The following is a 26,729-nucleotide window of genomic DNA, read 5'->3' as shown; positions in this document are numbered from 1 at the left end:
CCTTTCGTCGTGTAGCACTCGCTAGGCCTCGATACAACGGTTTCATGCAGGGAAGCCGGCCCGACCGGCCCGCATCGAGGCTCGGGCGGTTCGTACCCGTTCCACGAGTTCGCCGGCGGCTTTTCGAGGGTCCGAGGCGGCGAGGATCGCCGACACGACGCAGATGCCGTCCACACCGCAACGGACGACGTCGGCCGCGTTTTCGCGCGTGATGCCGCCTATGGCCACCGTGGGAAGATGCGCCTTTGCGGCCAGCTTTCGAAGTCCTTGAAGTCCCATGGGCGGCTGATGATCCGGCTTGGTGGATGTCGCAAAAACCGGAGCCAGCGACAGGTAATCGGCGCCCTGGACTTCCGCCCCTTCCAGTTCGCTTTCGTTGTGAACCGTTATACCGAGAATCTTTTCGGGGCCCAGGATCTTCCGCGCCAGGGGCAAGGGCATGTCGTCCTGGCCCAAGTGCACCCCGTCCGCGCCCACCGCCAGTGCCAAGTCCAGCCGGTCGTTGATGAGAAGGGACACGTTCCGGGGCCGGCAGATTGCGAGGAGTTCCTGGGCTTCGACGACCATGCGGCGCGTGGATGCCCTCTTTTCCCGGTACTGGACAACCGTCGCTCCGCCGTCAACGGCCTCCCGGACGACCTCGGCCAAGGGCCGATCACCCAGGAAACGTGAATCGGTCACCAAGTAAAGCGACCAGTCCCGGCTCTTTCCGTGATTTCCGCTGGTCATCCACATCTCCAGGGCGCTGGAGGCCGAAGCCCCGAGCCCGCCGCTTTCGGTGCCCGAGGGGGCTTTCCCATAAGCGCTAGGTTACTTTGTAAACATTCACGGGCTGCATTTATGCCATTGGGTTGTTTTTAAAGATGAACGTCGAACATCGAACATCGAACGTTCAACATCGAATGAAAAAACGTGGTACACGCTGAATAAGTTTCCGCTCGTTCCCAAGCTCCAGCTTGGGAACGCCCTGCCCGGGAAGCTCCAGCTTCCCTCCTGCTACAGCGAAACCCGCTGTCTTTCTAGGAAGCTCGCCAGGATCTCGAAGTGGTCTTTCCCCTCGTTCCCAAGCTATGGCTTGGGGACGGCCTCACCGAAGCTGGAGCTTCTGCACAGTTGTGTTCCCAAGCTGGAGCTTGGGAACAAGAAGCAAACCGTGGTACACGCTGAATAAGTTTCCGCTCGTTCCCAAGCTCCAGCTTGGGAACGCCCTGCCCGGGAAGCTCCAGCTTCCCTCCTGCTACAGCGAAACCCGCTGTCTTTCTAGGAAGCTCGCCAGGATCTCGAAGTGGTCTTTCCCCTCGTTCCCAAGCTATGGCTTGGGAACGGCCTCACCGAAGCTGGAGCTTCTGCACAGTTGTGTTCCCAAGCTGGAGCTTGGGAACAAGAAGCAAACCGTGGTACACGCTGAATAAGTTTCCGCTCGTTCCCAAGCTCCAGCTTGGGAACGCCCTGCCCGGGAAGCTCCAGCTTCCCTCCTGCTACAGCGAAACCCGCTGTCTTTCTAGGAAGCTCGCTAGGATCTCGAAGTGGTCTTTCCCCTCGTTCCCAAGCTATGGCTTGGGAACGGCCTCACCGAAGCTGGAGCTTCTGCACAGTTGTGTTCCCAAGCTGGAGCTTGGGAACAAGAAGCAAAAGATCTGCACCCTTCGATGTTCGATGTTCGATGTTCGATGTTCGATGTTCGATGTTCGATGTTCGATGTTCGATGTTCGATGTTCGATGTTCGATGTTCGATGTTCAATGTTCAATGTTCAATGTTTTCCCCTCGTTCCCAAGCTATGGCTTGGGAACGGCCTCACCGAAGCTGGAGCTTCTGCACAGTTGTGTTCCCAAGCTGGAGCTTGGGAACAAGAAGCAAAAGATCTGCACCCTTCGATGTTCGATGTTCGATGTTCGATGTTCGATGTTCGATGTTCGATGTTCGATGTTCGATGTTCGATGTTCGATGTTCATTTTTCCAGTAGATACCGGGCAAAAACAACTTAGCGCTTATGGGTGGCCTTCCCCGAAGGGGTTCAGCCCACTTTCCGGGCGTATTCGCTGTCGATCCGCAGCCCCTCGATATCGGTCGTCTTCTCGCCGCGCTGGGCCTTGAGCCGGTCGATACCGCGCTTGAGTTCCGCTCGGTTGGAAGCATAACCGAGGGCCGTTTCCTCGGACACCAGGCCTCTTTCGTAGAGTTCGAGGATCCAGTCGTCGAAGGTGGTCCAGCCGAAGGGACGGGCTTGCTGCATCATCTCGTAGAAGGTTTTCCCTTCACTTTCCCCGTTCAGCACCGCTTCCCGCACTCGCAAATTGGACCCCATGACCTCGAAGGCCGCCACGCGGCCGCCGCCCTTCTTCGGGAGCAGCCGCTGAGACACCACCCATCGCATGGCATCGGCCAATCGGGTGCGCACGAGCCGCTCTTCTTCGAGTTCGAACATGCCCACGATGCGGTTGATGGTGTGGCCGGCATCGATGGTGTGAAGGGTGGTGAGGACCAGGTGTCCGGTTTCCGCAGCGCTCAAGCCGATTTCCACCGTTTCCCGGTCCCGCATTTCACCGACCAGGATGACCTTGGGGGCCTGGCGGAGGGCCGCCCGGAGCCCGTTGGCGAACGTATCGAAATCCTGGCCCAGTTCGCGCTGGTTGAAGGTGGCTTTGAGCTGCGGGTGGACGAATTCCACGGGATCTTCCAACGTGATCACGTGAACCGCCTTGCTCCGGTTGATTTCCCTCAGCAGAGCGGCCAGGCTTGTGGATTTACCGCTTCCCGTCGCGCCCGTTACGAAAACGATGCCGTTTTTTTCTTCGGCGATCTTTTTGAACACCTGGGGCAGCCCCAGTTCGTCTATGGTGGGCACCTTGGAGGGCAACATCCGCATCACCACCGAGAAGGAACCCCGCTGGGAAAAAACATTCACTCGGAAGCGGGCCCGGTCGCCAAGCGAGTAGGAAAGGTCGCAGGACCCTTGGTTGAGCAGGTGCCGGATGAGCCGTCGGTCCGGACCGATCATGGCGAGCGCTATCCTTTCCGTGTGGAACGGGGTGAGGCTCTCCAGCCCCAGATCCCGGGCCACGGGCAGGAGCACTCCGTCCACTTCGGCCTGGAAAGGCTTCCCCGCCGTGAAGTTGATGTCCGACAGTCCGGGCCTTTCTTTCAGAATAGTCGTCAGGATATCGTCCAGGTCTTTTCTTCGCATGGGGGCCTCGCTGCACCGCCCGGCCGAACGAATGCCGTTCGTCGGTCAGGCCGGCGGATGCCGGTCACACTTCCGTGAAATCGGCCGGAGGTTCGGTCAGGTAGGGTTTGAATTTCTCTTTGTCCACACACTTCATGTACGCCTCGTTCGGGCTGATGCGGCCAGCCTGGAGATGGGCCATTATGGCATCGTCCAGAGTCTGCATGCCGTACTTTTTCCCCGTCTGGATGGCCGAAGGGATCTGGTGGGTCTTGGACTCGCGGATCATGGCGCGGACGGCGTGGGTGGCGATGAGGATCTCCAATGTCGCGATCCGGCCCTTGATGTCGATGCGTTTGAAAAGCGCCTGGGAAAGCACGGCCCGGATGCCGTCGGCCAGCGTGGACCGGATCTGGGCCTGTTCGCCCGTGGGAAACACTTCGATGATTCGATCCACGGTCTTGGCGGCGCTGGTGGTGTGCAAGGTTGAAAAGACCAGGTGGCCGGTGGCCGCGGCTTCGATGGCCAGCCGGATGGTTTCCAGGTCGCGCATTTCGCCCACCAGGATGATGTCCGGGTCTTCGCGGAGGGCCGCGCGGAGCGCGGAGGCGAACGTGTTGGTGTGCGTTCCGATTTCCCGGTGGTTGACCACACATCCTTTGCTCTTGTGGACGAATTCGATGGGGTCTTCGATAGTCAGGATATGGTCCTTGCGCTTCCGGTTGGCCTCGTCGATGACCGCGGCGAGGGTCGTCGACTTCCCGCTGCCGGTGGGGCCCGTCACCAAGACCAGGCCTCTCGGGAGCATGGCAAGCTTGGAAGCGACCGGAGGCAGGCCCAGTTGCTGGACGGTGAGGATCTCTTCGGGGATCTCTCGAAAGACGGCCCCGATGCCGTTCTTCTGCCGAAAATAGTTGGCACGGTAGCGGCCAAGCCCTGGAATTTCGTAGGAGAAATCCAGATCCCCGGTTTCCTCGAAGATCTTGATCTTTTCCTCGGCGGTGATTTCGTAAAGCATGGACCGGAGTTCGTCGTCGTCCAGCACCTTGTACTTCACCCGCTCCAAGTCCCCACGAATGCGAAGCACCGGCTGCTGGCCGGAAATCAAGTGAAGGTCGGACGCCTTCTGTTCGTGCAGGAGCTTGAAAAACGCATCGATTTTCGCCATGAAACCCCTCCGAGGATTCTTTCCCCCTCAGTGCTCAATGCCACTCGTTCCCAAGCTCTGGCTTGAGAACGCCCTCATGGGAATCGAAGCTGGAGCTTCTACACAGTTGTGTTCCCAAGCTGGGGCTTGGGAACAAGAATAACGCTACCAAACCGACAATGCCGCATTGACCCTGATCGGCCGTTACCAAAAGACCACAGGCAGGAAAGGCTGTGTCACCAAAAGACCAATCGGCTGCGACGCCGATCCAGGCGCGTCAGCCCTTCGCGTTCGGCACATCGAAGGGCCTCTTGGTATTCTTCCGCCGTGATGCGCCTTCCGATGTCAGGTTTTCCGAAAGCCTGGCCGCACGGCCGGTACTGGTCCATGATGTTCACATAGGTATTCGGCGAAACGTGCGTGGAAATAAAGTGGAGGATGGAGGGCGTACCGGAGAGGCCTGCGGGCATCACCAGGTGACGCAGGAGGACCCCTCTCACGGCGAGACCCGAAGCCTCGATCTGGAGTTCGCCCACCTGGCGGTGCATTTCGATGATGGCTCGGCGGGCCCGTTCGGGGTAGTCCGGGGCGCCGCACATAGCTTCGGCCACCCGGGGGTCCCAGAACTTGAAGTCCGGCATGTAGATGTCCACGATGCCTTCCAGAAGCCGCAGAGCCGCAACCCTTTCGTAGCCGCCGCAGTTGTAGACCAACGGCACCTGGAGCCCGTTTTCCACGGCCAGGGGCAGGGCTTCCAGGATCTGAGCGATCACGTGGGTGGGGGTCACCAAGTTGATGTTGTGGCAGCCATGGCGCTGAAGTTCCAACATGACGGCCGCCAGCTGCTCAGCGGTCACGGGATGACCGCGTCCTTCATGACTGATCTCGTAGTTCTGGCAGAAGATGCACCGGAGGTTGCAGTTGGCGAAAAAGATGGTCCCGGAACCGTTTCGCCCGACCAGAGGATCTTCTTCGCCGAAATGCGGCCCGTAGCTCGCCACAACCGCCAGGCGGCCCGTCCGGCAATAACCGGTCTCACCTGAGAGCCGATCCACCCGGCAGAAACGCGGGCAAAGGGTGCACTTCTTCAGCCAGCGGAGCGCCCGTTGGATATTCCTTTGCAGTTTCCCAGAAAGATACGCTTCCACGTAGGCTGCGGCCATGCCCTGCCTCCTCCCGTTCCCCCCCCGGTCGGGGCGCCTCCGGCATCGGGCTTTGCGGCGCCGCAGGCGTGATCCTCGTCTATTCCTTGGGCAGGACGAGCACCTTTATCTCCCCCTCCAGAGCCTTCCGAAAAGCCTCCGCATCATCGGCGGAGCCCACGATGGCCCCGTAGTGCATGGGGATGGCGATCTTGGGCCGGACGGCCCGCGCCGCCTCCGCCGCTTCCTGGGCCGTCATCACGTAGGTTCCGGATACCGGAAGGAATGCAACGTCCGCCTTCACGTCCTTCATTTCCGGGATGACGTCGGTGTCGCCCGCATGATAGTAACGGACGCCGTCCAGGGTGACGACAAAGGAAAGCATGCCCGCGGACTTGGGGTGAAATTGCTTGTCCACATTGTAGGCGGGATACACTTCGATCCCCACCCCTTCCACTTCCAGGCGGTCGCCGGGTTTCACCACACGCACGTCGCCCTCGAGCTTCCCCGCCGACGCGGCGTTGGTCACGATCACCGTATGATCGGCGCTTATCTTGGCCACATCCTCCGGTGAACAGTGATCGAAATGTTCGTGGCTGATCAGAATGAGGTCGGCGGAGGGCCCGCCGGTGATCTGGTAAGGATCGAAATAGACGACTTTACTTCCATCGATGCGAAAGCTATCATGCCCAAGCCAGTGGATCTTCTTGACGGCGTCTTCCAGGTTCATGGTCGCCTCCTTGGTTGGATCCTCGTCGAAACGTCCACCGTTCGCTTCACGGTTAGGTATCAGGGGCGCCGGGAATTTGTCAACGCCGACAGGATGGAATTCGACCTTCCATGCAGCGTTTTCTCCACAGACTTCTTAACACCCGATGGAAAACCGCCCGGGTCGCCCACCACGCCACACTCCCTCCCCGCGAAGCCGAGTTCGGAACGCTGGAACAGCCGCTCCCGGAAACCCTGTGGCGGGCTCTGCGCCGCCAAGGCGTACGGCAACTCTACAGGCATCAGGTCGAAGCCCTGGAAAAGATTCGAAACGGCCGCCACGTGGTGGTGGCAACCCCCACCGCCAGCGGAAAATCCCTCATCTACAACCTGGCGGTGGCCGAATCCCTCCTCCGCGCCCCTCAAGGCCATGCCCTGTATCTTTTCCCTATCAAGGCCCTGGGCCGCGACCAACTGGAAGCGCTCGACGCGCTTCTTTCCGCCGTCGAATCGGCGGAACCGATCCGGGCGGCCGTCTATGACGGCGACACCACGGCTGACCAGCGCGCCAAGATACGGCAGGCGCCCCCGCAGATTCTCCTGTCCAACCCTGATATGCTGCACTATGCGCTGCTCGCCTACCACGGCAAGTGGGAAGCGTTCTGGCGGGCGCTCCGTTTCGTGGTCGTAGACGAAATGCACACGTACCGCGGTGTCTTCGGAAGCCATGTAGCCCAGGTCTTTCGCCGCCTTCGGCGCGTTTGCCGCCACTACGGCAGCCGCCCCTTGTTCATTCAGCTTTCAGCAACCATCGCCAACCCCGAAGACCTGGCCCGACAACTCACTGGAGAACCCGCGGACGTGGTCCGCAGCGACAGCGCTCCTCAGGCAACGCGCCATTTCGTCTTCATGGAAACGGAGGAACCCCTGAGCGGCCTGGCGGCACGACTCGTCGTACTGGCGGCGCGGGAAAACCTCCGGACCATCGTCTTCACCCAGTCGCGGCGCCTCACGGAATTGGTTCACATGAGCGTCACCCGGACGGCTCCTCAACTGGCCCGGCGCGTCAGTTCGTACCGGGCGGGGTTTCTCCCGTCCGAAAGGCGCACCATCGAACAGAAGCTGGCCGGCGGTCAACTGGCTGCGGTGATCTCGACCAGCGCCCTGGAAATGGGGATCGATATCGGCGGACTCGATGTCTGCATCCTGGTGGGCTATCCCGGAACCGTCATGACGACGTGGCAACGGGGCGGGCGGGTGGGCCGAACCGGCGGCGAATGCGCCATCGTCTTGCTGCCCCAGCCGGACGCGCTGGACCAGTACATCGTGCATCACCCGGAAACCCTTCTGGACGGAAAGTGGGAGGTCGCTGTTGCCGACCCCACGAACGCCGAGATCCTGAAAGCCCATCTTCCCTGCGCCGCCGCCGAACTGCCGCTCACCCGCCAAGACCTGGGCGAAGCGGACAGCCCCGTCCGCCGGGCCGTGGAACAACTCGTCCAGGAAGGAACGCTGTTGCAATCGGCCGACGGCGAACGCTGGTTCTCGCTGCATCAGCGTCCCCATCGGGCGGTGGATATCCGGAGCGTGGGGCCGTCCTACGCGATCCTCACCCCATCCGAAGACGGCAAATGGATTCCGCTGGGAAAGAGCGAGGGCATCCGGGCTCTCAAGGAATGTCACCCCGGCGCCGTCTACCTCCACCGGGGCCGTACCTACCACATCGAACGGCTCGATCTAGAAAACCGCGTGATCCACGCCGTCGCCCGAAACGACGAGTACTTCACCCGGATCAAAAACGAAAAGGAAACCGAAATCCTCGAAACCCTGGCGTCCAAGCGCGAAGGAAACTTCATCGTGCGTCTTGGGCGCCTTCGCGTCACCGAACAGATCCTCGGCTACGAAAAGCTACGCCTCTTCACCCAGGAACGGCTCGACTTTTCCCCGCTGGAACTCCCCCCTCACACCTTCGAAACCGTCGGCTTCTGGATCGAGATCGAAGACGCCGTCGCGCGAAAGATCCGGGAAGCGGGACTCCATTTCATGGGCGGCATCCATGCCGTGGAACACGCCGCCATCGCCATGTTCCCGCTTTTTGCGCTTTGCGACCGAAACGACATCGGGGGCATCGCCATCCCGCTTCATCCCCAGATCCAAAAGAGCGCTGTGTTCATCTACGACGGCACGCCCGGAGGCATCGGGCTGGCGGCCCGCGGCTACGAAATCGTCCGGACACTCCTCGAAAAGACCCGGAACCTGCTCGAAGAATGCCCGTGTGAAGAGGGATGCCCCGCCTGCATCCATTCTCCCAAGTGCGGCAGCGGAAACAAGCCCCTCGACAAGCGGGCCGCCTTGGACATCTTAAGGTATCTTCTAGGGGACCAGCCCCTTTTCGACCCGCAAGCGCCCGGTTCGCAGGAACCGCCGGATACCGGCACGACCACCGTGGAACCCTCCCCGGAGCCCCCGCCCCGCCTCGGATTTCTCGACATCGAAACGCAGCGGCTGGCCCAGGAAGTCGGCGGCTGGAACAACAAGCACCTCATGCGGGTCTCGGTGGCGGTCCTCCACGATTCCGCCGACGGCCGCTTCCACGCTTTCCGGGAAGCCGACATCCACCAGCTGGTGGATCGACTCCACCAGTTCGACCTGATCGTAGGGTTCAACATCAAAAGCTTCGACTACGCCGTCCTCCAGGCCTATACTCCCCGGGACCTGCAAGGGCTCGCCACATTCGACATCCTGGAGGCCGTCAGACGACAACTGGGGTTCCGGTTGAGCCTCGACCACCTGGCCGAAAAAACCCTGGGCCGCCGAAAAACAGCCGACGGGCTCCAGGCGGTCCGCTGGTTCCGCGAAGGCCGCTGGGACCTGCTCACCCGCTACTGCGAAGAAGACGTGGCACTCACACGCGACATCTTCTTCCACGGGGTCCAAAAGGGCTACCTGATCTACGAAAACCGGGACGGCCACAAACTCCGCATTCCCACGCCGTGGGACCTGAAGACCCTGGTCCGCAACTCCCGGCCCGCGACCGCGACATAGAGCAAGCGTCATGATCGAAGATCATCGACCCGAAGGCAAAGCCTACGAGAACGGAAAGGCTCTCGCATCCCCTGGTGAAGCCTCACCCGTGGTCGTCCCCGGATCCACGTGGTACGCCCTCTACGTCCGGGTGAACCACGAAAAGAAAGTCGCCCTCCAATTGAGCCAGAAGGCGATCCCGCATTTTCTGCCGCTGACCGAGCGCTGGAGCTCCCGCAAAGACCGGCGCACGCGCATCCACGTACCCCTCTTCCCCGGCTATATTTTCATCCACACCTGTCTGGACTACGCGACTCACGTGGAAATCGTGAAGATCCCTGGGACCGTTTACATTCTGAGAAACACCGAAGGCCCCGTGCCTATCCCCGATCATCAGATCCACAGCCTGCGAACCATACTGGAACAGGTGAAGAACCTTACCGTTCATCCCTATCTGAAAGAAGGGCAATGGGTCCGCGTCGTCCGCGGCCCTTTGGAAGGCTGTGTGGGGATTCTCGTGCGGCGGAACCCGAAAAAGGGCAAGCTGGTGGTGAGCGTGGACGTGATCCGGCGCTCGGTTAGCATCGAACTCGATATGGAAGACGTGAGTCCCGTCGATCCGCCGTAAGGACCGGCCGGCGCTCAGCCGGCCCCGTCTTTCATCCGCCTGCGAAGAGGAAGACGTCCACTTCACTTCCCGCGTCGAAGCCTTCCACGTGTTCGGGGACGACCACGAAGCCGTCGGCCCGGGACAGCGTGCTGATCATGGCGGATTTGCCGAAAACGGGACCGGCCAGGAGGATGCCGTCTTTTTCGTCAAGAGCCACGCGCACGTAATCGGCCCGCCCGTGAACGGAAGGAAGATTGGTCGTCAGTACGGCTCTTCGGACGTTCGCACGGCGGATCGTCGAATCCCAGCGGAGCCCCTGGAGCCGCTCCAGGCAGGGGCGAACGAAGGCGGTGAAGACGATCATGGCCGAAGCCGGCTGTCCTGGAAGCCCCCAGAAGCACTTGGATCCCACCCGGGCCAGGATGGTGGGCTTGCCCGGTCGGATGGCGACGCCGTGGGCGAGCAGCTCCGATTGGGGGAGGCGGTCCAGAACGTTCAGGGTGTGGTCACGGGAGCCCACCGAACTTCCTCCGGAGAGCAGCAGCACATCGTGGTCTTCCAGGGCATCGCGGCAAAAGGCGGCGAGTCGATCCAGGTCGTCGATGATTATGGCACGACGCCCCACTTCACCTCCCGCTTCCGCCACCTGGGCCGCAACGACGCACGTGTTGATGTCCCGTACCTTGCCCTTGGGCAGGCTCGCCGTTTCAGCCGGTACAATTTCATCCCCCGTAGAAACGACGGCCACCCGGGGCCGGCGGACCACCTGGACCGTTTTCACGCCGAGAGCCGCCAGCACCCCCAGGTCCTGGGGGCGGAGCCTTCGGCCGGCGGGCAGCGCCTCCCGCCCCCGGGGAAGGTCGTCGCCCACCTGCAGCACGTTTTCTCCCGGAGCCACGGGGCGCGTCACCTCGATGGTCCGCTCGTCCAGGGGCTGCGTGTGCTCCACCATGACCACGGCGTCGGCTCCCTCGGGGAGCATGCCGCCCGTGGAGATGATCGCCGCCCGACCCGATTCCACCCGGACGTCGGGCTCCCTGCCCATCAGCACCTCGCCGGAGACTTCGAGCAGCGCCGGGAGCGATTCCGACGCCCCGAAGGTGTCGCGGGCCCGCACGGCGAATCCGTCCATGGTCGCCCTTGGAAAGTGAGGAACCGGCTCTGGTGCCTCCACCGGGCGGCTCAACACACGGCCGTGCGCCAGGTCAAGATCCGCCGCTTCCTCGGAAAGCGCCGGAAGCGATGCGATGATGGACAGGACCTCCTCGGCGGTCTTGACTTTCAAAAACTGCGTCATCTGCGTGACCCCAAACGGCCGCCACCCTGTCGCTCGAGCGCGGCCGAAACCGGCGGACGAACCTCCGCGTTGACCGGAACCGCCTTCCTGTGTGAAAATTCAACAAAGTTGCGTTCTTTCGACTGCGGACCCGGGGGCCGGCCGTTATGAACCCATTGAAACGCTTTTCGGTCCGTTCGAAGATCTGGATTGAAGACGAGGAAGGGAACATCGTTTTCGGGAGCGGGCGCCTGCGCATCCTGGACGCGGTCGACCGCCACGGCTCCATCCTGGGCGCCGCCAAAGAGCTGCACATGAGCTACCGGGCGGTCTGGGGAAAGATCAAGGCCACCGAAGACCGTCTCGGCCGGCCCCTGCTGACCCGGAAAGTGGGCGGGACCCGGGGGGGCGGCTCCGAGCTCACCCCCCTCGGGAAACTCATGATCGAACGGTTTCGACGCCTTCAAGCCCTCACCGAAACCGCGGCGGACTCCCTTTTTCAGGATCTTTTCACCCCGGGTATCCCCGGCGATGAACGCTAGAAAACGCTCTTGGCGATTTCGCCCAGTTCTCCCAGGTTTTCCACGACATGGATCCCCGCCTTCTTCATGGCCTCTATCTTGGCCTGTGCCGTGCCGCTGGAGCCGCTGATGATAGCCCCCGCATGGCCCATGCGCCGCCCCGGAGGAGCTGTAAGGCCGGCCACGAAACCCACGACCGGCTTGGTCACTTCCCGAGCGATGAAATCGGCGGCGTCTTCTTCGGCGTTTCCTCCGATTTCCCCCACCATGACGATTCCCTGCGTTTCCGGATCATCCTGAAAGGCTTTCAGGCAGTCAATGAAGTTGGTTCCGTTCACCGGGTCGCCGCCGATACCCACACAGGTGCTCTGGCCGATCCCTTGGAGCGTCAACTGGTGGACGACTTCGTAGGTGAGAGTTCCAGAGCGGGAGACGACGCCCACGGCGCCGGGTTTGTGGATGGGACCGGGCATGATCCCGACTTTGGCCTTTCCGGGAGTGATGATTCCAGGGCAATTGGGTCCGATGAGGCGCGAACCGGATTGTTTCAGGTAGTTCTTGACGCGGATCATGTCCAGGACCGGGATGCCCTCAGTGATGGCCACAATGAGCGGCAGCCCGGCGTCGATGCCTTCGAGGATCGCGTCCGCCGCGAAGGCCGGCGGCACAAACACCAGCGCACAGTTGGCTCCGGTTTCGGCCACGGCCTGCACCATGGTGTTGAAGACCGGGATCTCGTCCATTTTCTGCCCGCCCTTTCCAGGCGTTACCCCCGCAACCACCCGGGTGCCGTACGCCACGCACTGACGCGTGTGAAATTGTCCTTCCCGGCCCGTAATCCCCTGAACCACCACTCGAGTATTGTCGTCCACCCAGATGCTCATGGCGTCCCCTTTCTAGCTCTTCGCGATGTTCGCAACTTTTTGGGCGGCGTCTTTGAGGTCCTTCGCCACGATGAGATTCAGCCCGGAGGCTTTGAGGATCTCCCGGCCCTGTTCCACGTTCGTCCCTTCCATCCGGATGACCACCGGGACCTTGACGTCGACCTTTTTGGCCGCTTCGACCACGCCTTGCGCCAGAACGTCGCAACGGAGAATCCCGCCGAAGATGTTGATGAGCACGCCCTTCACGTTGGGATCGCTCAGGATGATCCGGAACCCGTTTTCCACCATCTCCGCACTGGCGCCGCCTCCCACGTCCAAGAAGTTGGCCGGTTCAGCCCCCGCCAGCTTGATGAGATCCATGGTGGCCATGGCCAGGCCGGCCCCGTTGACCATGTTGCCGATGTTGCCGTCCATCTTGATGTAGTTCAGGTTGTACCGGGACGCCTCCACCTCCAGCGGGTCCTCTTCGTCCAGGTCCCGGTAGTCCAGAAGGTCCTTATGGCGAAACAGGGCGTTGTCGTCGAAGTTCATCTTGGCGTCCAAGGCCAACAGCTTCCCGTCATCGGTGATCACCAGCGGGTTGATTTCCACGAGCGAACAGTCGTTATCCACGAAAAGCTTGTAGATCCGGTTCACCATGGGAATGAAAAGCTTGACCAATTCGGGCTGGAGGTTCAAGCCGTACGCCAGTTGTCGCGCCTGAAAACCCTGCAAGCCGAGCAACGGATCCACAAAGACCTTGATGATCTTCTCCGGGGTCTTGGCGGCCACTTCCTCGATGTCCATCCCTCCGGCTTCGCTCGCCATGATGACGATCTTGGCCGTAGCCCGATCCGGCAGCATGCCCAGGTAGAGCTCCTTCTGGATGGCGAGTCCTTCCTCCACGAGCACCTTTCGGACCAAGCGGCCTTCAGGGCCGGTCTGATGGGTCACGAGCGTCATGCCGAGGATGTTAGAAGCCACCTCTGCCACTTCTTTTTCGGTCCGCGCCAGCTTCACCCCTCCGCCTTTGCCTCTACCCCCGGCATGGATCTGGGCCTTGATCACCACGGGGAACCTCCCCAGTTCGGCCGCCGCTTCCTTGACCTGGTCCACGTTGAAGGCGACCTTTCCGCGGGGAATGGGCACACCGTACTTCCCAAACAGCTCTTTCGCCTGATATTCGTGAATCTTCATCGTTCCCCTCTTCTGCCGGATGAATCGTGAGCGTGCCTTGCGCCCGGACCCCCAAGGGTCCGCCCCAACCCCAAAAAGCCTTGAGCGCACACAAACCGGTTGTATTCAATAGAAGAAAAACCGCACAAAGTCAAAACCTCTTTCCCCCGCCGCGGTAAGGAGTTCGGCTTGATGCGGTCGACTCTTTGGTGTTACAAACGGAATCGACTCACGCCCGGCAGGCGACCCCCTGCGAGAGACCGAGCACGCACCGTTTCGACCCTAGCGACGAGGCAACCGGCATGCATTACGAAACCGTCATCGGACTGGAAGTTCACGCTCAGCTGTTGACCCGAAGCAAGATCTTCTGCGGCTGCTCCACACAGTTCGGAGCGGAACCCAACACCCACACCTGCCCGGTATGCCTGGGTATGCCCGGAGTCCTCCCGGTGCTCAACCGCCGGGTAGTGGAATTCGCGATGAAGATGGCGCTCGCGACCCGGTGCGAGATCGCTCCGGTCTGTCAGTTCGCCAGGAAGAACTACTTCTACCCGGATCTTCCTAAGGGATACCAGATTTCACAGTACGAACGGCCGTTGGCCACCGGAGGCCGCGTCCGGATCGAAACGAAAAACGGGACACGGACCATCGGCATCACCCGCATTCATATGGAAGAAGACGCCGGCAAACTCATCCATGACGAAAACCAGCCGGTGAGCTACGTGGACTTCAACCGCACCGGCGTGCCGCTTATCGAAATCGTGAGCGAACCGGACCTGCGCACCCCCGAAGAAGCCGCCGCCTATCTCAGAACCCTGCGGGACATCCTGCGTTACCTGGAAATCTGCGACGGCAACATGGAAGAAGGCAGCTTCCGCTGCGACGCCAACATTTCGCTTCGACCCGCGGGATCAACCGGGTTCGGAGTGAGAGCGGAACTGAAGAACATGAACAGCTTCCGAAACGTCCAGCGGGCCCTGGAATTCGAAGAACGGCGCCAGCGCGCGCTTCTTGAGCGAGGTGAAGCCATCGTCCAGGAAACGCGTCTCTGGGATGCGTCCCGCGGCGTCACGGTGGGCATGCGCGGCAAGGAAGAGGCTCACGATTACCGGTACTTTCCAGATCCCGACCTGGTGCCGGTGGCCATCGACGAGGCTTGGATTGAAGCCGTGCGCCGGACGCTTCCCGAACTCCCCGAAGCAAAAAGGGAACGCTTCGCCCGGGACTACGGTCTGCCCCCCTACGATGCGCAGGTCCTCACCTCCTCCAGGAACCTGGCCGACTACTTCGAGGCGGCCGTCAAGACGTTCCCGCAGCCCAAAGCGGTGAGCAACTGGATCATGTCGGAACTCCTGAAAGAACTCAATCGCGACCAACGGGACATCCGCGACTGTCCCGTCCCGCCGGAACACCTGGCCGAGCTCCTGAAGCTCATTGCTTCGGGCGTGATCAGCGGCAAGATGGCGAAATCGGTTTTCGAAGACATGTACGCGACCCGCAAATCCGCGGCGGCCATAGTGGAAGAAAAGGGGCTGAAGCAGGTGACTGATGAAACCGCCCTGGAGGCCGTGATCCTGGATGTCCTTGAGGAGAACCCCGCGGAAGTGGAAGCATACCGGGGCGGCAAGGATAAGCTCATGGGCTTTTTCGTGGGACAGGTGATGAAAAAAACCCGAGGGAAAGCCAATCCTCAACGGGTGAACGAACTGTTGCGCAAGCTGCTTTGAACCGTTGCAGGCAAGCCGGAGGTCTCTTCGATGCCCGAATCATCCCTTCGTCCCATTTACTGGGAAGACGACGTCGTCGCCATCATCGATCAGCGGCTGTTGCCGCACAAACGGGTGGTGCTCAGGTGCACTGAGCCGCAGCAGGTCATCCGCGCCATCAAGACCATGGCCATACGAGGCGCACCGGCGGTGGGCATAGCCGGGGCAGCCGCGTTGGCCTTGGGCGCTCTGACCCTCAAAGCCGCCGACCCACAAACCTTTCGGCGCAAGTTCGTACGTCTCTGCCGGCAGGTCAAAGAAGCTCGTCCCACGGGAAACAACCTGAGCTGGGCCGTCGAAAAGGTCTATTCCGTGGTCGTGGAAAACCCGGAAGCCGACGTCTTCCAGCTGAGAAGGCTCATCCGTGAAAAGGTGGAAGCGCTCATGGCTGAAGACGTCGCCGCCAACCGGGCCATCGGCGCCTGGGGGCGGAAGATCGTCCCGTCGGGCGCCCGCATCCTGACCTACTGCAACGCGGGGGCTCTGGCCACCGCCGACTACGGTACGGCTCTTGGCGTTGTGCGCGCCGCCTTCGCCGAAGACTCCTCCATCCACGTCTACACATGCGAAACGCGGCCTTTCCTCCAGGGGAGCCGCCTCACCGCCTACGAACTCATGGTGGAAGGCATTCCTTCCACCCTCATCACCGACAACGCGGCGGGCAGCCTCATGCACCAAAAGCGGATCGACGTGGTGGTGGTGGGGGCGGACCGGATCGCGGCCAACGGCGATACGGCCAACAAGATCGGCACCTACACCATGGCGGTTCTCGCCAAGGCCAACGACATTCCCTTCTACGTGGCGGCGCCGCGTTCCACCATCGACCCGGCCCTTGCGGACGGCTCGTCCATCCCCATCGAAGAACGGGATCCCCGGGAAGTGACGCACTGGAACGGCCGAGCCGTGGCCCCCAAGGGCATGGCCGCCCTGAATCCAGCCTTCGACGTCACGCCCAACCGACTGATCACCGGCATCATCACGGAGGTGGGGGTCCTCAGAAGGCCCTTCAAGCGCACCATCAAGAAGGCACTGGAAGCGTAACGGCCGAAAAAAGCCGCTCGTGGACTTCACGGAGCGATCGGACCGGGAGCGGGTCGATGTGCCGGCCGGGCGGCAGGCGTTCAGCGTTTCCTGCGGGAATGAGGTGCCGAAGGAAGCCCAGTTTCACGGCTTCGACGACGCGGGCGTCTCCGTGGCCCACGGCCCGGACTTCACCGGCAAGCCCCACTTCGCCCCAGGCCACCAGGTCGGGGGGAAGCGGGCGGTCCAGAACGCTGCTCATGAGCGCCGCGATAATGGGAAGGTCCGCCGCCGGTTCCATGAGTCGGACGCCGCCGGCCACGTTGACAAACACGTCCTGCTGAGAAAAGTTCAGCCCCAGCTTCTTTTCCAGGACGGCCAAGAGGAGCGACAGCCGGTTTACATCCACGCCTATGCTGGTCCGCCGGGGCTGCATCCAGCCGGTGGGCGTGACCAGGGCCTGCAGTTCCACGAGAAGGGGCCGCGATCCTTCCATGGTGCAGGCCACTACGGATCCGGAAACGTCGATCGGTCGCTCCGCAAGAAGAAAGCGCGACGGATCCGCCACCTCCTGCAGCCCGGTTTCCTTCATTTCGAACACTCCGATTTCGTTGGTCGCCCCGAAGCGGTTCTTCACGGCGCGCAGCAGCCGGAAGGCATGGCTGCGGTCGCCTTCGAGGTAGAGCACGGTGTCCACCAGGTGCTCCAGCATCCGGGGACCCGCGATGACTCCTTCCTTCGTGACGTGACCGACGATGAAGACGCCGATCCGGCGTTCCTTAGCAAGGCGCATGAGCCGCCCTGCACATTCGCGGACCTGGGCGACCGAACCGGGGGCGCTTTCCACAGCGTCCCATTGCATCGTCTGAATGGAATCCACCGCGAGGACCACGGGCGGATCGGCTCCCAGGGCCTCTTCCACCGCGTCCAGGGTCGTTTCGGCGAAGGCATGAAGCCTTCCGGCGGGAAGTTGGAGGCGGTCCCAACGCAGCCGCAACTGCTGGAGGCTTTCTTCGCCGGAAACGTAGAGCACCGGAACCCGTTCCGCCATGCGTCCGAGCACCTGGAGCAGCAGGGTGGATTTCCCGATGCCGGGATCCCCTGCGAGCAGCACCAGGGATCCGGCGACCAGCCCTCCACCCAGCACCCGGTCCCATTCGCCGACCCCGGAGAGCAACCGGGGTTCGTCGGCCTGAGGCACATCCGCAAGGAGCGTCGGCCTTCGGGCGGCGCCGCTGGATCCGCCCGCCGCACCCCTCAACGTCTTGGAAACCGCCTGAGGTTCCAGGGAATTCCAGGTCTGGCAATCGGGACAGCGCCCCATCCATTTCGGACTCACGTGCCCGCATTCACGGCAGCGGAAGATCACACCTTTTGCCATCTCGAGGTCCCTCCATACCATCCGCCGGGCTCCCCCGGATCCGTCGTTTCGCGGTTAAATTTTCCGGATTGGACAATTGACAAGCAAAAAAAGAATGGTCTATAGTGCCTCAAGTTGTAAATCCTTCTTTCATGAATGTTCGTGAGTAGATGGCGATCCGGTCCTGGTCAGGTGACCCTTTGCCGCATTTTCAGGGAGGCAGTAGTTATGGCAGGGAAAAACATCATCGAAATCAGCGACAGCAGTTTCGAACAGGAAGTGTTACAGTCCGACATCCCCGTGCTGGTCGATTTCTGGGCACCCTGGTGCGGTCCCTGCCGGGCCATCGCCCCTGTTATAGATGATCTGTCCACGGAATATTCCGGCAAGCTTAAAGTGGCCAAGTGCAACGTGGATGACAACCCGAAAATCCCGGCCCGTTACGGGATTCGAGCCATCCCTACGCTCATCATTTTCAAGGGTGGCAACGTCACTGAGCAGATCACGGGCGCCGTGGCCAAGTCCCAAATCGCGGCCGCCGTGGACAAAGCAATCGCTTGATGCCGCTGCGCCTCTCATCTTCGGCCTCATCCAACTCATCGTTGGCTGAGGCCCTTTGCTTCCCCTGATGGAATATCCCATGAATGGCAACGACGTGTACGACATTGTCCTCTTGGGCGGCGGACCCGCTGGACTGACGGCAAGCCTTTATGCCGCCAGGGCCCGCTTCAAGTGTGTGCTCGTCGAAAAGCTGGGCCTCGGCGGGCAGTTACTCACCTATGAAAAGGTGGACAATTACCCGGGGTTTCCCGAGGGCGTCACGGCCTTCGAACTGGTGGAGCTGTTCAGCGCCCAGGCGAAGCGATTCGGCATGGAACACCGCAGCGGGGAAGTTCGGGCTCTGGAACTGGACGGCGAGGTGAAAGCCGTTCACCTGGACACCGGCACCCTTTTCGCCAAGTCCGTCGTTATCGCGACGGGCTGTGCGCCCAGAAAGCTGGACGTAAAAGGCGAACGCGCCTTCACCGGCAGGGGCGTTTCCTACTGCGCCGTCTGTGACGGCCCTTTTTACCGGGAAATGGAAGTGGCGGTGGTGGGAGGCGGCGATACGGCCGTGGAGGAGGCGCTTTATCTAACCAAGTTCGCAACCCGGGTGCACATCATCCACAGGCGCGGCGACTTCCGCGCCATCCGAGTCATCCAGGAAGAAGCGGAAAGGAACGACAAGATCACCTTTCACCTGAATCAAATCGTCACCGAAATTCAGGGCGGCGACCAGGGAGTGGAAAGGCTCATCCTCCAGGACGTTCAATCGGGTGCCACTGCGCCGCTGGACGTTCCCGGGGTCTTCATCTTTGTCGGCTTGATCCCCAACGCCGATTTTATTCCGCCGCAAGTGGCGAGAGACGCCCAGGGTTTCATCGTCACCGACACCGAAATGGCCGCTTCCGTTCCTGGCGTCTTCGCCGCGGGAGACATCCGGTCCAAGGCCCTCCGGCAGATCGCCACGGCCGTCGGCGACGGAGCCACCGCGGCCTTCAACGCCGGCCGTTACGTGGAGAGTCTGAACCACAAGGCCTGACAGACCCAACGTCCGTGGCGCATCCCCACCGGGTCGCTATCCATTGGAGAGTCCACACATGCCGGTCTTCCGCGATCGCCAGCGCACCGTACGGCAGGGATTCCTCCTCCTCCTGCTTCTCGCCGCTTCCGCAGTCGCCTTGAGCGGGTGCGGTTCATCGCTTCTCCAGTACTACTTCGGTGACACTTTCGGAAGCGGTGATACCGTCGAGCAGACGCCCGAACAACTGGTCTGGGAGGGCGTGCAGAAGATGCAGGAAAAGGACTACGGCGACGCCTTGAAGGCTTTCCAGAAAATCAAGGAGCGTTACCCGTACAGCAAGTACGCCATCCTGGCGGAACTTAAGGTGGCCGACGCCCACTTCCATCGCGAAGAATACGCGGATGCCGCCCTCGCCTACGAAGAGTTCATCCGTCTTCATCCCAGAAACGAAGTTGTTCCCTATGTCCTTTACCAGTTGGGCATGTGCCGCTTCCTGTCCGCCCGTTCCGTCGACCGGGACCAGGAAGAAACGCGGCTCGCCATGGAAACGTTCAGGCGGCTGACGGAAGCCTTTCCCGAGTCCGAGTACCGGGCCAAGGCCCAGGAAAAGATCCTGGAATGCCGCAAGCGCCTGGCGACTCACGAATACAACGTGAGCCGGGTCTACTACCGGATGGAAAAGTACCGAGCCGCCAAGTTGAGGATAACGGCGCTTTTGGAGGCCTACCCCGAGGCGGTGGAGGAGCTGGGCTATACGGAAGAACTGGAACAGATGATGGCTCACTGCGATGAGTATCTCAACAAGGAAGGAGATGGGAGGAGCGTCTGGACACGCCTGGGTTTCTAACCCGCCGTTGGACCAACCGCACGTCCGCCGATCGACGCCTCGAAAAACCGCCGCCCGCCCGCGGCTCCCCATTAATTGGCTTGACAATGCAAAGCGCGATCGGGTATGAGTCTGAGCGCGACGATTTGTGTAAATGGAACCTGCCCGCGGGAACCATCGCCCTTAATACCCCATTAAACAAAGAAGCACCGCTCTCAGCCTCGCGATCAAGACGCACGGATTTCACTATCGCCTATGAGTTTCATGTGCCGTGAGTGTATCTTCTCGATAAATGGGGGGTGCGGATCTTCTAGAACGACATCCAGGGTGTCCCTCTGAGGTAAATCCAGATGGCCTTGAAGCAGCAAGCGCATCAGCTCCGCTTCCCCTCGTTCCCAAGCTGGAGCTTGGGAACAAGGTGGAAGGTACAGCTTGGGAACAAGGTCAAAAAATCCCCCACTCCCTTGATGGGAGAGGGTTGGGGTGAGGGTGAGGAAATTAACGTATGTCAGTCAGTTACATTCCCCTCCCCTTAATCCCCTCCCACAAGGGGAGGGGAAATAGAATTCCCCTCGTTCCCAAGCTCTGGCTTGGGAACGGCCTCACCGAAGCTGGAGCTTCTGCACAGTTGTGTTCCCAAGCTGGAGCTTGGGAACAAGAAGCAAAAGATCTGCACCCAAATGTGGGAGCTCATTTTCCCAGTCCGGGACTGGATTCCGGCTCCCGGACCCCGATCCGGGAGCCGGAATCCAGAAGGTTTGCCCCTGATCAGCGCTGTGCCCAAGCGCCCGCGTGAGAAAGCTTTCGCGGTTGGTTGTGTCACTTCGAAAGATCATGGCAGGCCAACCCTCAACAGGTTATCCTTGGTCATCGAAGCAAGGATTGACATAATACCAGACGAACCAGAGAGGTGGAGAGAATGGCAGGCCTAGAGGAACTAGAAAAGACGATCTCCAGTCTAACAGACGAAGAGTACCGTCAGTTTCGTCATTGGTTTTTGGAGAGAGACTGGGCAAGGTGGGATAGGCAGATCATTGAAGACGTGAGAACAGGCAAACTCGACTTTCTGTTCAAAGAAGCCCTTGATGCCAAGAAGCAAAACAAGCTGATGGATCTGTAAAACACCGAACGACAGAACGTTTTTGGCGCTGCTATCATGGCTTGCCTGGCGAAACCCGGAAACTCGCTGACAAGAACTTCAAGCTCCTGAAGGAAAATTCAAGCCATCCTTCGTTGCAATTCAAGAAGATCGGTGAACTGTGGTCAGCAAGAGTGGATCAGGCCCATAGAGCGTTGGCTGTTGAGGACGGTGAGGACTTCATATGGGTTTGGGTGGGCACACATGACGAATACGAGAGAATTCTCAAGGGGCGCTAACCCAGGGCTGCAGGCGATGGCGGCCACAGAGGAAGTCGGTTCGCGCGAGGCCGAGCAGGTCGCCGCGCCTGAGCCCCATCGTGATTGAAATGTTACCCGTGAGCTCCTCCATCCGCGGACGTCCCGATGGCGAGAGCCCCAACACACCACATTTTGAGGAACGAGCATCATGACCGAAAGCAATCACCAGACGGCCGGTGTACCGGCTTCACAGGGCAAATCGAACCAGGAAGTCGATATCCGGGAGCGCTACCGGGACGAGATGAACCTGGTCGAACTGAAGAAGAAAAACATCAAGGAGCTCCTCACCATGGCAAGGGCCCTGCAGATCGAGGGGGCCAGTTCCATGCGCAAGCAGGAACTCATCTTCGCCCTGCTGCAGGCCCAGGCCGAAATGAGCGGCTTCATCTACGGAGAAGGAGTGCTGGAAATCCTGCCCGACGGGTTCGGATTTCTCAGGACCCAGGATTATAACTACCTTCCCGGCCCCGACGACATCTACGTCTCCCCCTCTCAGATCCGCCGGTTCAACCTCCGAACGGGCGATACCGTCTCCGGGCAGATCCGCCCGCCCAAGGATAACGAACGCTACTTCGCCCTCCTCAAGGTGGAAGCCGTCAATTTCGAAGAACCGGAAGTGGCGCGAGACAAGATTCTCTTCGACAACCTGACCCCCATTTACCCCGACCGGCGCATCGTGCTCGAAACCCGGTCCGACAACTTTTCGACCCGGGTCATGGATCTTCTCACGCCCATCGGCTTCGGCCAGCGTGGCCTCATCGTGGCTCCGCCCCGCACCGGCAAGACCATGCTCCTTCAGAACATCGCCAACGCCGTTTCCATCAATCACAAGAACGCCTACCTGATCGTGCTGCTCATCGATGAACGCCCGGAAGAAGTCACCGACATGCAGCGGAACGTGCGGGCCGAGGTGGTAAGTTCCACGTTCGACGAACCGGCACAGCGGCACGTCCAGGTGGCTGAAATGGTGATCGAGAAGGCGAAACGCCTGGTGGAACACAAGCGCGACGTGGTGATCCTCCTCGACAGCATCACGCGCCTCGCCCGCGCCTATAACACCGTGGTGCCTCCCAGCGGCAAAATCCTTTCGGGCGGGCTGGATTCCAACGCCCTTCACCGGCCGAAGCGCTTTTTCGGAGCGGCGCGCAACATCGAACAAGGCGGGAGTCTCACCATCATCGCCACGGCGCTTATCGAGACCGGAAGCCGTATGGACGAAGTGATCTTCGAAGAATTCAAGGGCACGGGCAACCTGGAAATCCAGCTGGACCGCAAGCTCGCCGACCGCCGCATCTTCCCGGCCATCGACATCAACCGTTCCGGAACACGCAAGGAGGAACTGCTGCTGCCTCCCGAGGACCTGAACCGCATCTGGATTCTCCGAAAGTTGCTTTCACCCCTGAATCCCGTGGACGCCATGGAATTCCTGCTGGACAAGATGCAGGGCACCAAGGACAATGCCGACTTTTTGGGGTCCATGAACCGGTAGAGCTTGTCCAAAAACAAGTTCATGAAAGTCGGGCCTGAGGTACCTTGTTCCTGTAGGAGCGGGCTTGCCCGCGACCCGTCAAATCGGGAATGCTCCATTGACCCTGATCGCCGGCAAGCCGGCTCCTACAGCGACCCGGCAAGGCACCGTTCGAACGGGTGGACATCGACGTTGGGATGGACCCGGCTTCCACCGCTAAAACGGGCGGGCGCCCTGGAGCGACCTGGAGGCGGTTGGCGACCGCCGCACCGGGCAATCTCGGCTTCACGGGGTGGAAGTTTTTCCGGGTTCTTTCTGAGGCGCCGGTACGGTGACCTTGGGCAGGTCTTCGGCATCGAGGATCCACTGGTACCCTTCCCGCGTCGCGGCATTCACCAGGAGTGGACTCCGCAGGTGAGCGCGGATGTTCTTGCCCGCCCGATCGAAGGAGACAAGTACGAAGACGGCCAGATCCTCCGCCTTTTCCACGCGGATGGGCTTTCCCTGGTCCGAACCGATCCGGTATAGGACGCCCACCACTTCCGGTGGACAGACCACGAAAGCCACATCGGGATCGTCCACCGCCTGGAGCCATTGGAAAGGGCCGTCGCGATGTTGCAGCAGGACGTACCGCTTCAAGTTTTCGAACCCTGGGATACCCCACGGAAAACAGATGAAGGTGGTTTCTTCCAGATTCAGGAGGCCGAATCGCGAAGTTTGAATCTGCATCAGCACCGCCCTGATAAAACCCGAACCGAACGGGTCGACACGAGTTATTTCCTTTCGGCGTATTGCGAGAGCATTTCATCCAGGTCGCCGGCTTCGAGCCCCACCGCCTCTCGGTTTTCTTCCTGGATCTTCCGGTAAATCTCCTCTCGGAAAACCGGAATGTGCCGAGGACTTCGGATACCCAGCCGGACCTTGTTCTGGTCCACGGCCGTCACCATCACCTCGATATCGTCCCCGATTCGGATCGACTCGCCCACCTTGCGGGTCAGGATCAGCATGAGTCCCCTTTGCTCCCGGTCGAAACGACAAATGCTGCAGAGAAGCGGCAACACGCGGTTTAAGGTACAACGGCCACGCAACGTCCGGACCCTCTGGGTCGACGTCGCCGGTCCACCCGTTACGGAAAGCGACTCCCGCGCGCATTCTCTTTTTGTCGAAACGTAGCAGAAGGGGGCTCAAGAAAAAAGCCTTTTCACGAAGCCAGGAACTGGCGGGTTTCGTCCAGAATGGCGAACACCTCGGCCATGAGCCGGTCGATCATCCGCCCCGAGATTCGCAGCGCATCGAAGACCTTGTCCTCGTTGGGATTGAGGAACCCGTCCACTCCGGCCCCGATGCCCATGGCACAGACCATTCGGTTCGCCGCATAAAGGATGGAAGCCACGTCCCGGTGCCTACCCGCATCGCTCGGGCGGTGGTGATACCCGATGCCCGCGACCACCCTTTCCGGAAACCGCCACCTGCGGCAGATGACCGCTCCCAATTCCTGATGATCGATCCCGAGCACACGACGCTCGGCTTCGAGAAAATGCATCCGTTCCTGCCGGACGGCGGAGAAGATGGCATCGAAGTAGTCCTTCATCCGATGATTCAGGATGGTCTTTCCGATGTCGTGGAGAAGCCCGGCGGTATAGAGGGTCAACCGCTCCTCATGCCTCAGTTCCTCCGCCAGTCTGTCCGCCATGATGGCCGTCGCCACCGCGTGTTCCCAGAGTTCGCCGGCCCGGAGGTCATAGCTTTCCATGTCGTCCGTCTGAAAGCGCGCGGCGCAGGCGGCCAAGATGACCTGCACCAGCTGCCGCTGTCCCAGCGATATGATGGCGTCTCGCAGCGAATGGACGCTGGCGCGCCTGGCGTAGAAGGGAGAACGGCTCAAAGCGATCACCCGTGCGGCGATGGCGGGATCGAACCGAATGACGGCTTCGATTTCTTCCACCGGCGCCATTCTCTTGAGCAGCGGCATCACCTTCTGGACAACGTTGGGAAACGGCGGCAGATGTTCGGCCGAATGCATGATCTCATCCAGGGGCACCGCCATTTGGGAACTCGACATGACCGTTCTCCTCAACCATCGATTTCGCATGGCCCGCGTTCCTTCAAGGCACATGAAGCCTTCCGGCGCCTTCCCGCCGGAACGCTTCAGGAAGCGCATGTTTGCTCATCCTATCGGGAAGAGCGGCGAAAAGCTTGAACCTCTTTTTTACAGCGGCTATAGTTCGACCGGTTCATCCAACCGGTCAACGGCAGGGAAAATCATTCCAGAAAGACGTTCCGGGGGCCTATGCCGGTCAGACCGACATCCCAAAAGTCCACTACGCCCGAAGATTACCGGATCCTCGACCTGGAACCCGGAGCCACCCGGGAAGATGCCAAGCGGGCTTACCGGCGATTGGCCAAACAATGGCATCCGGATCGTTTCCACAACTTCCCCGAATACGAACGGATCGAAGCCGAAAACCGGTTCAAACGGATCACCGAAGCCTACGTCCGCATTCAAGACGAGTTGCCGGAGGAAAGGCCCGCCGTGCGTTCCGGAGCGCGGTCTGCTGAAGCTTCGGGGGGGACCCCAAGGGCCTCCGAGGCCGCGCGCGGACAGCGTTCGAAGGAAGCAAGCTCGACCCGACCGTCCCGCCGAAGATCCGCATCGCCTTTCGGGCGTGCGAGGGAACGCGGGTGGAAGGCCTTGGCGTCCGCCCGCGGACACCCGTGGGCCGGAGCCCTCGCCGCGCTGGTCCTTCTTACGCTTCTTACCGGGCCTTGGACCCAAACGCCGGACACCCCCGTTCCAGGGCGCAACACGACGCCTTCGGGCGGTGTGCCGGGATCGGCGCCGTCGCTTCCGCGGGAAGGGCCTCACGCTAAGGCGTTGGAAACGATGAGGCCTCCTCACGAACCGGTCGGCCTGGAAGACGTGGCATTGCCGCCTCCTTCGCGGCGTCAGCCCTCATCCACGGGAGCGGTCCGTCGCGATGCGTTTTCCTTGGGGTCTTCGGAAAAACAGGTTCTGGCGGTCCAAGGCCCCCCGGACAAGGTACAGGGAAACGTCTGGCTGTACGGCCTGTCCGACATCCGCTTCCGGGACGGCGTGGTGATCGGTTACAACAACTTCGACGGGCGACTGAAGGTCATGCTCTCTCCCCCGGCTGCGTCACCGGACGTCGAGGAAGCGTCTTTTTTCTCGCCGGGGGCGACCCAGGACGAGGTCCTTCGAGTCCAGGGCACCCCCACCCGGGTTGAAGGGAACCACTGGTTCTACGGCTTCAGCGAGGTCCACTTTGTCGACGGCCGCGTCGCATCCTTCGACAACTACTTTGGGAACCTGAAGATTCGCATGCTTCCCGCATCCCCGCCGCAGGCCGGGGAAAACGCTTTCACCATCGGTTCCACCAAGGATCAGGTCCTAGCGGTCCAGGGCACGCCGAGCAGCATCCGGGGAAACATCTGGTTCTACCGGTTTTCGGATGTCCTTTTCAGAGACGGGAAAGTGAGCTGGGTGAACGACCCTTCCGGCAACCTTAAATTCGTTCCCCCGGAGACGCTGACCCGAAAGGAAAACCCCGAATCCTGAAGTCGGTTCACGGGGAGACGCTTTCCGGCGCGGGACTGGAGTAATCTTAGCCACAGGCCGTCTTGCAGCGTCACATCAACGGCGACCCGTCGATCCCGTTAGGGTTCGTTGTAAGCGAG

Annotated in this window: 23 protein-coding genes; 11 read left to right on the top strand and 12 right to left on the bottom strand. The window is 60.9% G+C overall.

Annotation, left to right across the window (positions count from 1 at the left end):
• Positions 1-42 precede the first annotated feature (42 nt).
• The 5 genes from thiE to FDQ92_RS10250 form a co-directional block, all read right to left on the bottom strand.
• Positions 43-729 (bottom strand): thiamine phosphate synthase, encoded by a 687-nt coding sequence (thiE, locus tag FDQ92_RS10275; protein ID WP_137424748.1) that lies wholly within the window; start codon positions 727-729, stop codon positions 43-45.
• Positions 730-2,015: 1,286 nt separating this feature from the next.
• Entirely contained in the window at positions 2,016-3,185 is a 1,170-nt protein-coding gene (locus FDQ92_RS10265; protein ID WP_137424744.1) for a type IV pilus twitching motility protein PilT, read from the bottom strand.
• A gap of 64 nt (positions 3,186-3,249) precedes the next feature.
• Positions 3,250-4,332 (bottom strand): type IV pilus twitching motility protein PilT, encoded by a 1,083-nt coding sequence (locus tag FDQ92_RS10260; RefSeq protein WP_137424742.1) that lies wholly within the window; start codon positions 4,330-4,332, stop codon positions 3,250-3,252.
• Between the two features lie 215 nt (positions 4,333-4,547).
• On the bottom strand, positions 4,548-5,474 hold the full coding sequence (locus FDQ92_RS10255) for a radical SAM protein (RefSeq protein ID WP_137424740.1): 927 nt from the start codon (positions 5,472-5,474) through the stop codon (positions 4,548-4,550).
• A 79-nt stretch (positions 5,475-5,553) separates the two neighbouring features.
• Positions 5,554-6,183, bottom strand: a complete 630-nt coding sequence (locus tag FDQ92_RS10250) for an MBL fold metallo-hydrolase (protein WP_137424737.1) — start codon at positions 6,181-6,183, stop codon at positions 5,554-5,556.
• Between the two features lie 110 nt (positions 6,184-6,293).
• On the opposite strand from FDQ92_RS10250, the gene FDQ92_RS10245 reads away from it, so the two are divergent.
• On the top strand, positions 6,294-9,206 hold the full coding sequence (locus FDQ92_RS10245) for a DEAD/DEAH box helicase (protein ID WP_137424735.1): 2,913 nt from the start codon (positions 6,294-6,296) through the stop codon (positions 9,204-9,206).
• Positions 9,207-9,216: 10 nt separating this feature from the next.
• Positions 9,217-9,813 (top strand): UpxY family transcription antiterminator, encoded by a 597-nt coding sequence (locus FDQ92_RS10240; protein WP_137424733.1) that lies wholly within the window; start codon positions 9,217-9,219, stop codon positions 9,811-9,813.
• 31 nt (positions 9,814-9,844) lie between these two features.
• Here the strand turns inward: FDQ92_RS10240 and FDQ92_RS10235 are convergent, their stop codons facing one another.
• The gene (locus tag FDQ92_RS10235) at positions 9,845-11,092 is read right to left on the bottom strand and encodes a molybdopterin molybdotransferase MoeA (RefSeq protein WP_137424731.1); all 1,248 of its coding nucleotides are present in this window, start codon (positions 11,090-11,092) and stop codon (positions 9,845-9,847) included.
• Positions 11,093-11,238: 146 nt separating this feature from the next.
• On the opposite strand from FDQ92_RS10235, the gene FDQ92_RS10230 reads away from it, so the two are divergent.
• A complete protein-coding gene (locus FDQ92_RS10230) occupies positions 11,239-11,613 on the top strand; it encodes a winged helix-turn-helix domain-containing protein (protein WP_137424729.1) in 375 nt (124 codons plus the stop codon).
• On the opposite strand, the gene sucD is transcribed toward FDQ92_RS10230, so the two are convergent.
• Positions 11,610-12,476: a succinate--CoA ligase subunit alpha gene (gene sucD / locus FDQ92_RS10225; protein ID WP_137424727.1), complete on the bottom strand. Its 867-nt coding sequence runs from the start codon at positions 12,474-12,476 to the stop codon at positions 11,610-11,612. The two genes, FDQ92_RS10230 and sucD, sit on opposite strands and share 4 nt — an antisense overlap.
• Positions 12,477-12,488: 12 nt before the next feature.
• Complete coding sequence (gene sucC / locus FDQ92_RS10220; protein ID WP_137424725.1) at positions 12,489-13,652, bottom strand: ADP-forming succinate--CoA ligase subunit beta; 1,164 nt, start codon at positions 13,650-13,652, stop codon at positions 12,489-12,491.
• A 281-nt stretch (positions 13,653-13,933) separates the two neighbouring features.
• Here sucC and gatB point away from each other — a divergent pair, with 281 nt between their 5' ends.
• Positions 13,934-15,358 carry an Asp-tRNA(Asn)/Glu-tRNA(Gln) amidotransferase subunit GatB gene (gatB, locus tag FDQ92_RS10215; protein ID WP_137424723.1) on the top strand — a complete coding sequence of 475 codons (1,425 nt, stop codon included), beginning with the start codon at positions 13,934-13,936 and terminating at the stop codon, positions 15,356-15,358.
• A 30-nt stretch (positions 15,359-15,388) separates the two neighbouring features.
• A complete protein-coding gene (gene mtnA / locus FDQ92_RS10210) occupies positions 15,389-16,438 on the top strand; it encodes an S-methyl-5-thioribose-1-phosphate isomerase (RefSeq protein ID WP_137424721.1) in 1,050 nt (349 codons plus the stop codon).
• Here mtnA and radA read toward each other — a convergent pair.
• Complete coding sequence (gene radA / locus FDQ92_RS10205; protein WP_137424719.1) at positions 16,416-17,798, bottom strand: DNA repair protein RadA; 1,383 nt, start codon at positions 17,796-17,798, stop codon at positions 16,416-16,418. The genes mtnA and radA overlap by 23 nt on opposite strands.
• A 207-nt stretch (positions 17,799-18,005) precedes the next feature.
• On the opposite strand from radA, the gene trxA reads away from it, so the two are divergent.
• The 5 genes from trxA to rho all read left to right on the top strand — a co-directional run bounded on the left by trxA (position 18,006) and on the right by rho (position 23,054).
• Positions 18,006-18,338, top strand: a complete 333-nt coding sequence (gene trxA, locus FDQ92_RS10200; RefSeq protein ID WP_137424717.1) for a thioredoxin — start codon at positions 18,006-18,008, stop codon at positions 18,336-18,338.
• A gap of 79 nt (positions 18,339-18,417) precedes the next feature.
• Entirely contained in the window at positions 18,418-19,359 is a 942-nt protein-coding gene (gene trxB / locus FDQ92_RS10195; protein WP_137424715.1) for a thioredoxin-disulfide reductase, read from the top strand.
• Positions 19,360-19,417: 58 nt separating this feature from the next.
• Positions 19,418-20,188 carry an outer membrane protein assembly factor BamD gene (gene bamD, locus FDQ92_RS10190; RefSeq protein ID WP_137424713.1) on the top strand — a complete coding sequence of 257 codons (771 nt, stop codon included), beginning with the start codon at positions 19,418-19,420 and terminating at the stop codon, positions 20,186-20,188.
• 898 nt (positions 20,189-21,086) lie between these two features.
• Positions 21,087-21,287 (top strand): hypothetical protein, encoded by a 201-nt coding sequence (locus FDQ92_RS10185; protein WP_137424711.1) that lies wholly within the window; start codon positions 21,087-21,089, stop codon positions 21,285-21,287.
• Between the two features lie 519 nt (positions 21,288-21,806).
• Positions 21,807-23,054: a transcription termination factor Rho gene (gene rho, locus FDQ92_RS10175; RefSeq protein WP_137425796.1), complete on the top strand. Its 1,248-nt coding sequence runs from the start codon at positions 21,807-21,809 to the stop codon at positions 23,052-23,054.
• 264 nt (positions 23,055-23,318) lie between these two features.
• On the opposite strand, the gene fliW is transcribed toward rho, so the two are convergent.
• The 3 genes from fliW to FDQ92_RS10160 form a co-directional block, all read right to left on the bottom strand.
• The gene (fliW, locus tag FDQ92_RS10170; RefSeq protein WP_137424707.1) at positions 23,319-23,762 is read right to left on the bottom strand and encodes a flagellar assembly protein FliW; all 444 of its coding nucleotides are present in this window, start codon (positions 23,760-23,762) and stop codon (positions 23,319-23,321) included.
• Between the two features lie 44 nt (positions 23,763-23,806).
• A complete protein-coding gene (csrA, locus tag FDQ92_RS10165) occupies positions 23,807-24,040 on the bottom strand; it encodes a carbon storage regulator CsrA (RefSeq protein WP_137424705.1) in 234 nt (77 codons plus the stop codon).
• A 194-nt stretch (positions 24,041-24,234) separates the two neighbouring features.
• Positions 24,235-25,095, bottom strand: a complete 861-nt coding sequence (locus FDQ92_RS10160; protein ID WP_170180295.1) for an HDOD domain-containing protein — start codon at positions 25,093-25,095, stop codon at positions 24,235-24,237.
• Between the two features lie 228 nt (positions 25,096-25,323).
• Here FDQ92_RS10160 and FDQ92_RS10155 point away from each other — a divergent pair, with 228 nt between their 5' ends.
• Complete coding sequence (locus FDQ92_RS10155) at positions 25,324-26,610, top strand: J domain-containing protein (RefSeq protein ID WP_137424701.1); 1,287 nt, start codon at positions 25,324-25,326, stop codon at positions 26,608-26,610.
• The last annotated feature ends 119 nt before the right edge of the window (positions 26,611-26,729 follow it).

The organism is Desulfoglaeba alkanexedens ALDC, from assembly GCF_005377625.1.
Lineage (GTDB): Bacteria > Desulfobacterota > Syntrophobacteria > Syntrophobacterales > DSM-9756 > Desulfoglaeba > Desulfoglaeba alkanexedens.
This window is presented reverse-complemented; position numbering and strand designations above follow the sequence as displayed.

Bases quoted from the DNA above. Each gene is read 5' to 3' on its own strand.
- trxA (WP_137424717.1), top strand. From the start codon at position 18,006: ATGGCAGGGAAAAACATCATCGAAATCAGCGACAGCAGTTTCGAACAG.
- rho (WP_137425796.1), top strand. From the start codon at position 21,807: ATGAACCTGGTCGAACTGAAGAAGAAAAACATCAAGGAGCTCCTCACC.
- FDQ92_RS10260 (WP_137424742.1), bottom strand. From the start codon at position 4,332: ATGGCGAAAATCGATGCGTTTTTCAAGCTCCTGCACGAACAGAAGGCG.
- FDQ92_RS10265 (WP_137424744.1), bottom strand. From the start codon at position 3,185: ATGCGAAGAAAAGACCTGGACGATATCCTGACGACTATTCTGAAAGAA.
- sucC (WP_137424725.1), bottom strand. From the start codon at position 13,652: ATGAAGATTCACGAATATCAGGCGAAAGAGCTGTTTGGGAAGTACGGT.
- trxB (WP_137424715.1), top strand. From the start codon at position 18,418: ATGAATGGCAACGACGTGTACGACATTGTCCTCTTGGGCGGCGGACCC.
- FDQ92_RS10255 (WP_137424740.1), bottom strand. From the start codon at position 5,474: ATGGCCGCAGCCTACGTGGAAGCGTATCTTTCTGGGAAACTGCAAAGG.
- fliW (WP_137424707.1), bottom strand. From the start codon at position 23,762: ATGCAGATTCAAACTTCGCGATTCGGCCTCCTGAATCTGGAAGAAACC.
- FDQ92_RS10245 (WP_137424735.1), top strand. From the start codon at position 6,294: ATGCAGCGTTTTCTCCACAGACTTCTTAACACCCGATGGAAAACCGCC.
- thiE (WP_137424748.1), bottom strand. From the start codon at position 729: ATGACCAGCGGAAATCACGGAAAGAGCCGGGACTGGTCGCTTTACTTG.
- csrA (WP_137424705.1), bottom strand. From the start codon at position 24,040: ATGCTGATCCTGACCCGCAAGGTGGGCGAGTCGATCCGAATCGGGGAC.
- sucD (WP_137424727.1), bottom strand. From the start codon at position 12,476: ATGAGCATCTGGGTGGACGACAATACTCGAGTGGTGGTTCAGGGGATT.
- radA (WP_137424719.1), bottom strand. From the start codon at position 17,798: ATGGCAAAAGGTGTGATCTTCCGCTGCCGTGAATGCGGGCACGTGAGT.
- FDQ92_RS10185 (WP_137424711.1), top strand. From the start codon at position 21,087: ATGGCAGGCCTAGAGGAACTAGAAAAGACGATCTCCAGTCTAACAGAC.
- FDQ92_RS10240 (WP_137424733.1), top strand. From the start codon at position 9,217: ATGATCGAAGATCATCGACCCGAAGGCAAAGCCTACGAGAACGGAAAG.
- FDQ92_RS10155 (WP_137424701.1), top strand. From the start codon at position 25,324: ATGCCGGTCAGACCGACATCCCAAAAGTCCACTACGCCCGAAGATTAC.
- FDQ92_RS10160 (WP_170180295.1), bottom strand. From the start codon at position 25,095: ATGTCGAGTTCCCAAATGGCGGTGCCCCTGGATGAGATCATGCATTCG.
- FDQ92_RS10230 (WP_137424729.1), top strand. From the start codon at position 11,239: ATGAACCCATTGAAACGCTTTTCGGTCCGTTCGAAGATCTGGATTGAA.
- mtnA (WP_137424721.1), top strand. From the start codon at position 15,389: ATGCCCGAATCATCCCTTCGTCCCATTTACTGGGAAGACGACGTCGTC.
- FDQ92_RS10250 (WP_137424737.1), bottom strand. From the start codon at position 6,183: ATGAACCTGGAAGACGCCGTCAAGAAGATCCACTGGCTTGGGCATGAT.
- FDQ92_RS10235 (WP_137424731.1), bottom strand. From the start codon at position 11,092: ATGACGCAGTTTTTGAAAGTCAAGACCGCCGAGGAGGTCCTGTCCATC.
- bamD (WP_137424713.1), top strand. From the start codon at position 19,418: ATGCCGGTCTTCCGCGATCGCCAGCGCACCGTACGGCAGGGATTCCTC.
- gatB (WP_137424723.1), top strand. From the start codon at position 13,934: ATGCATTACGAAACCGTCATCGGACTGGAAGTTCACGCTCAGCTGTTG.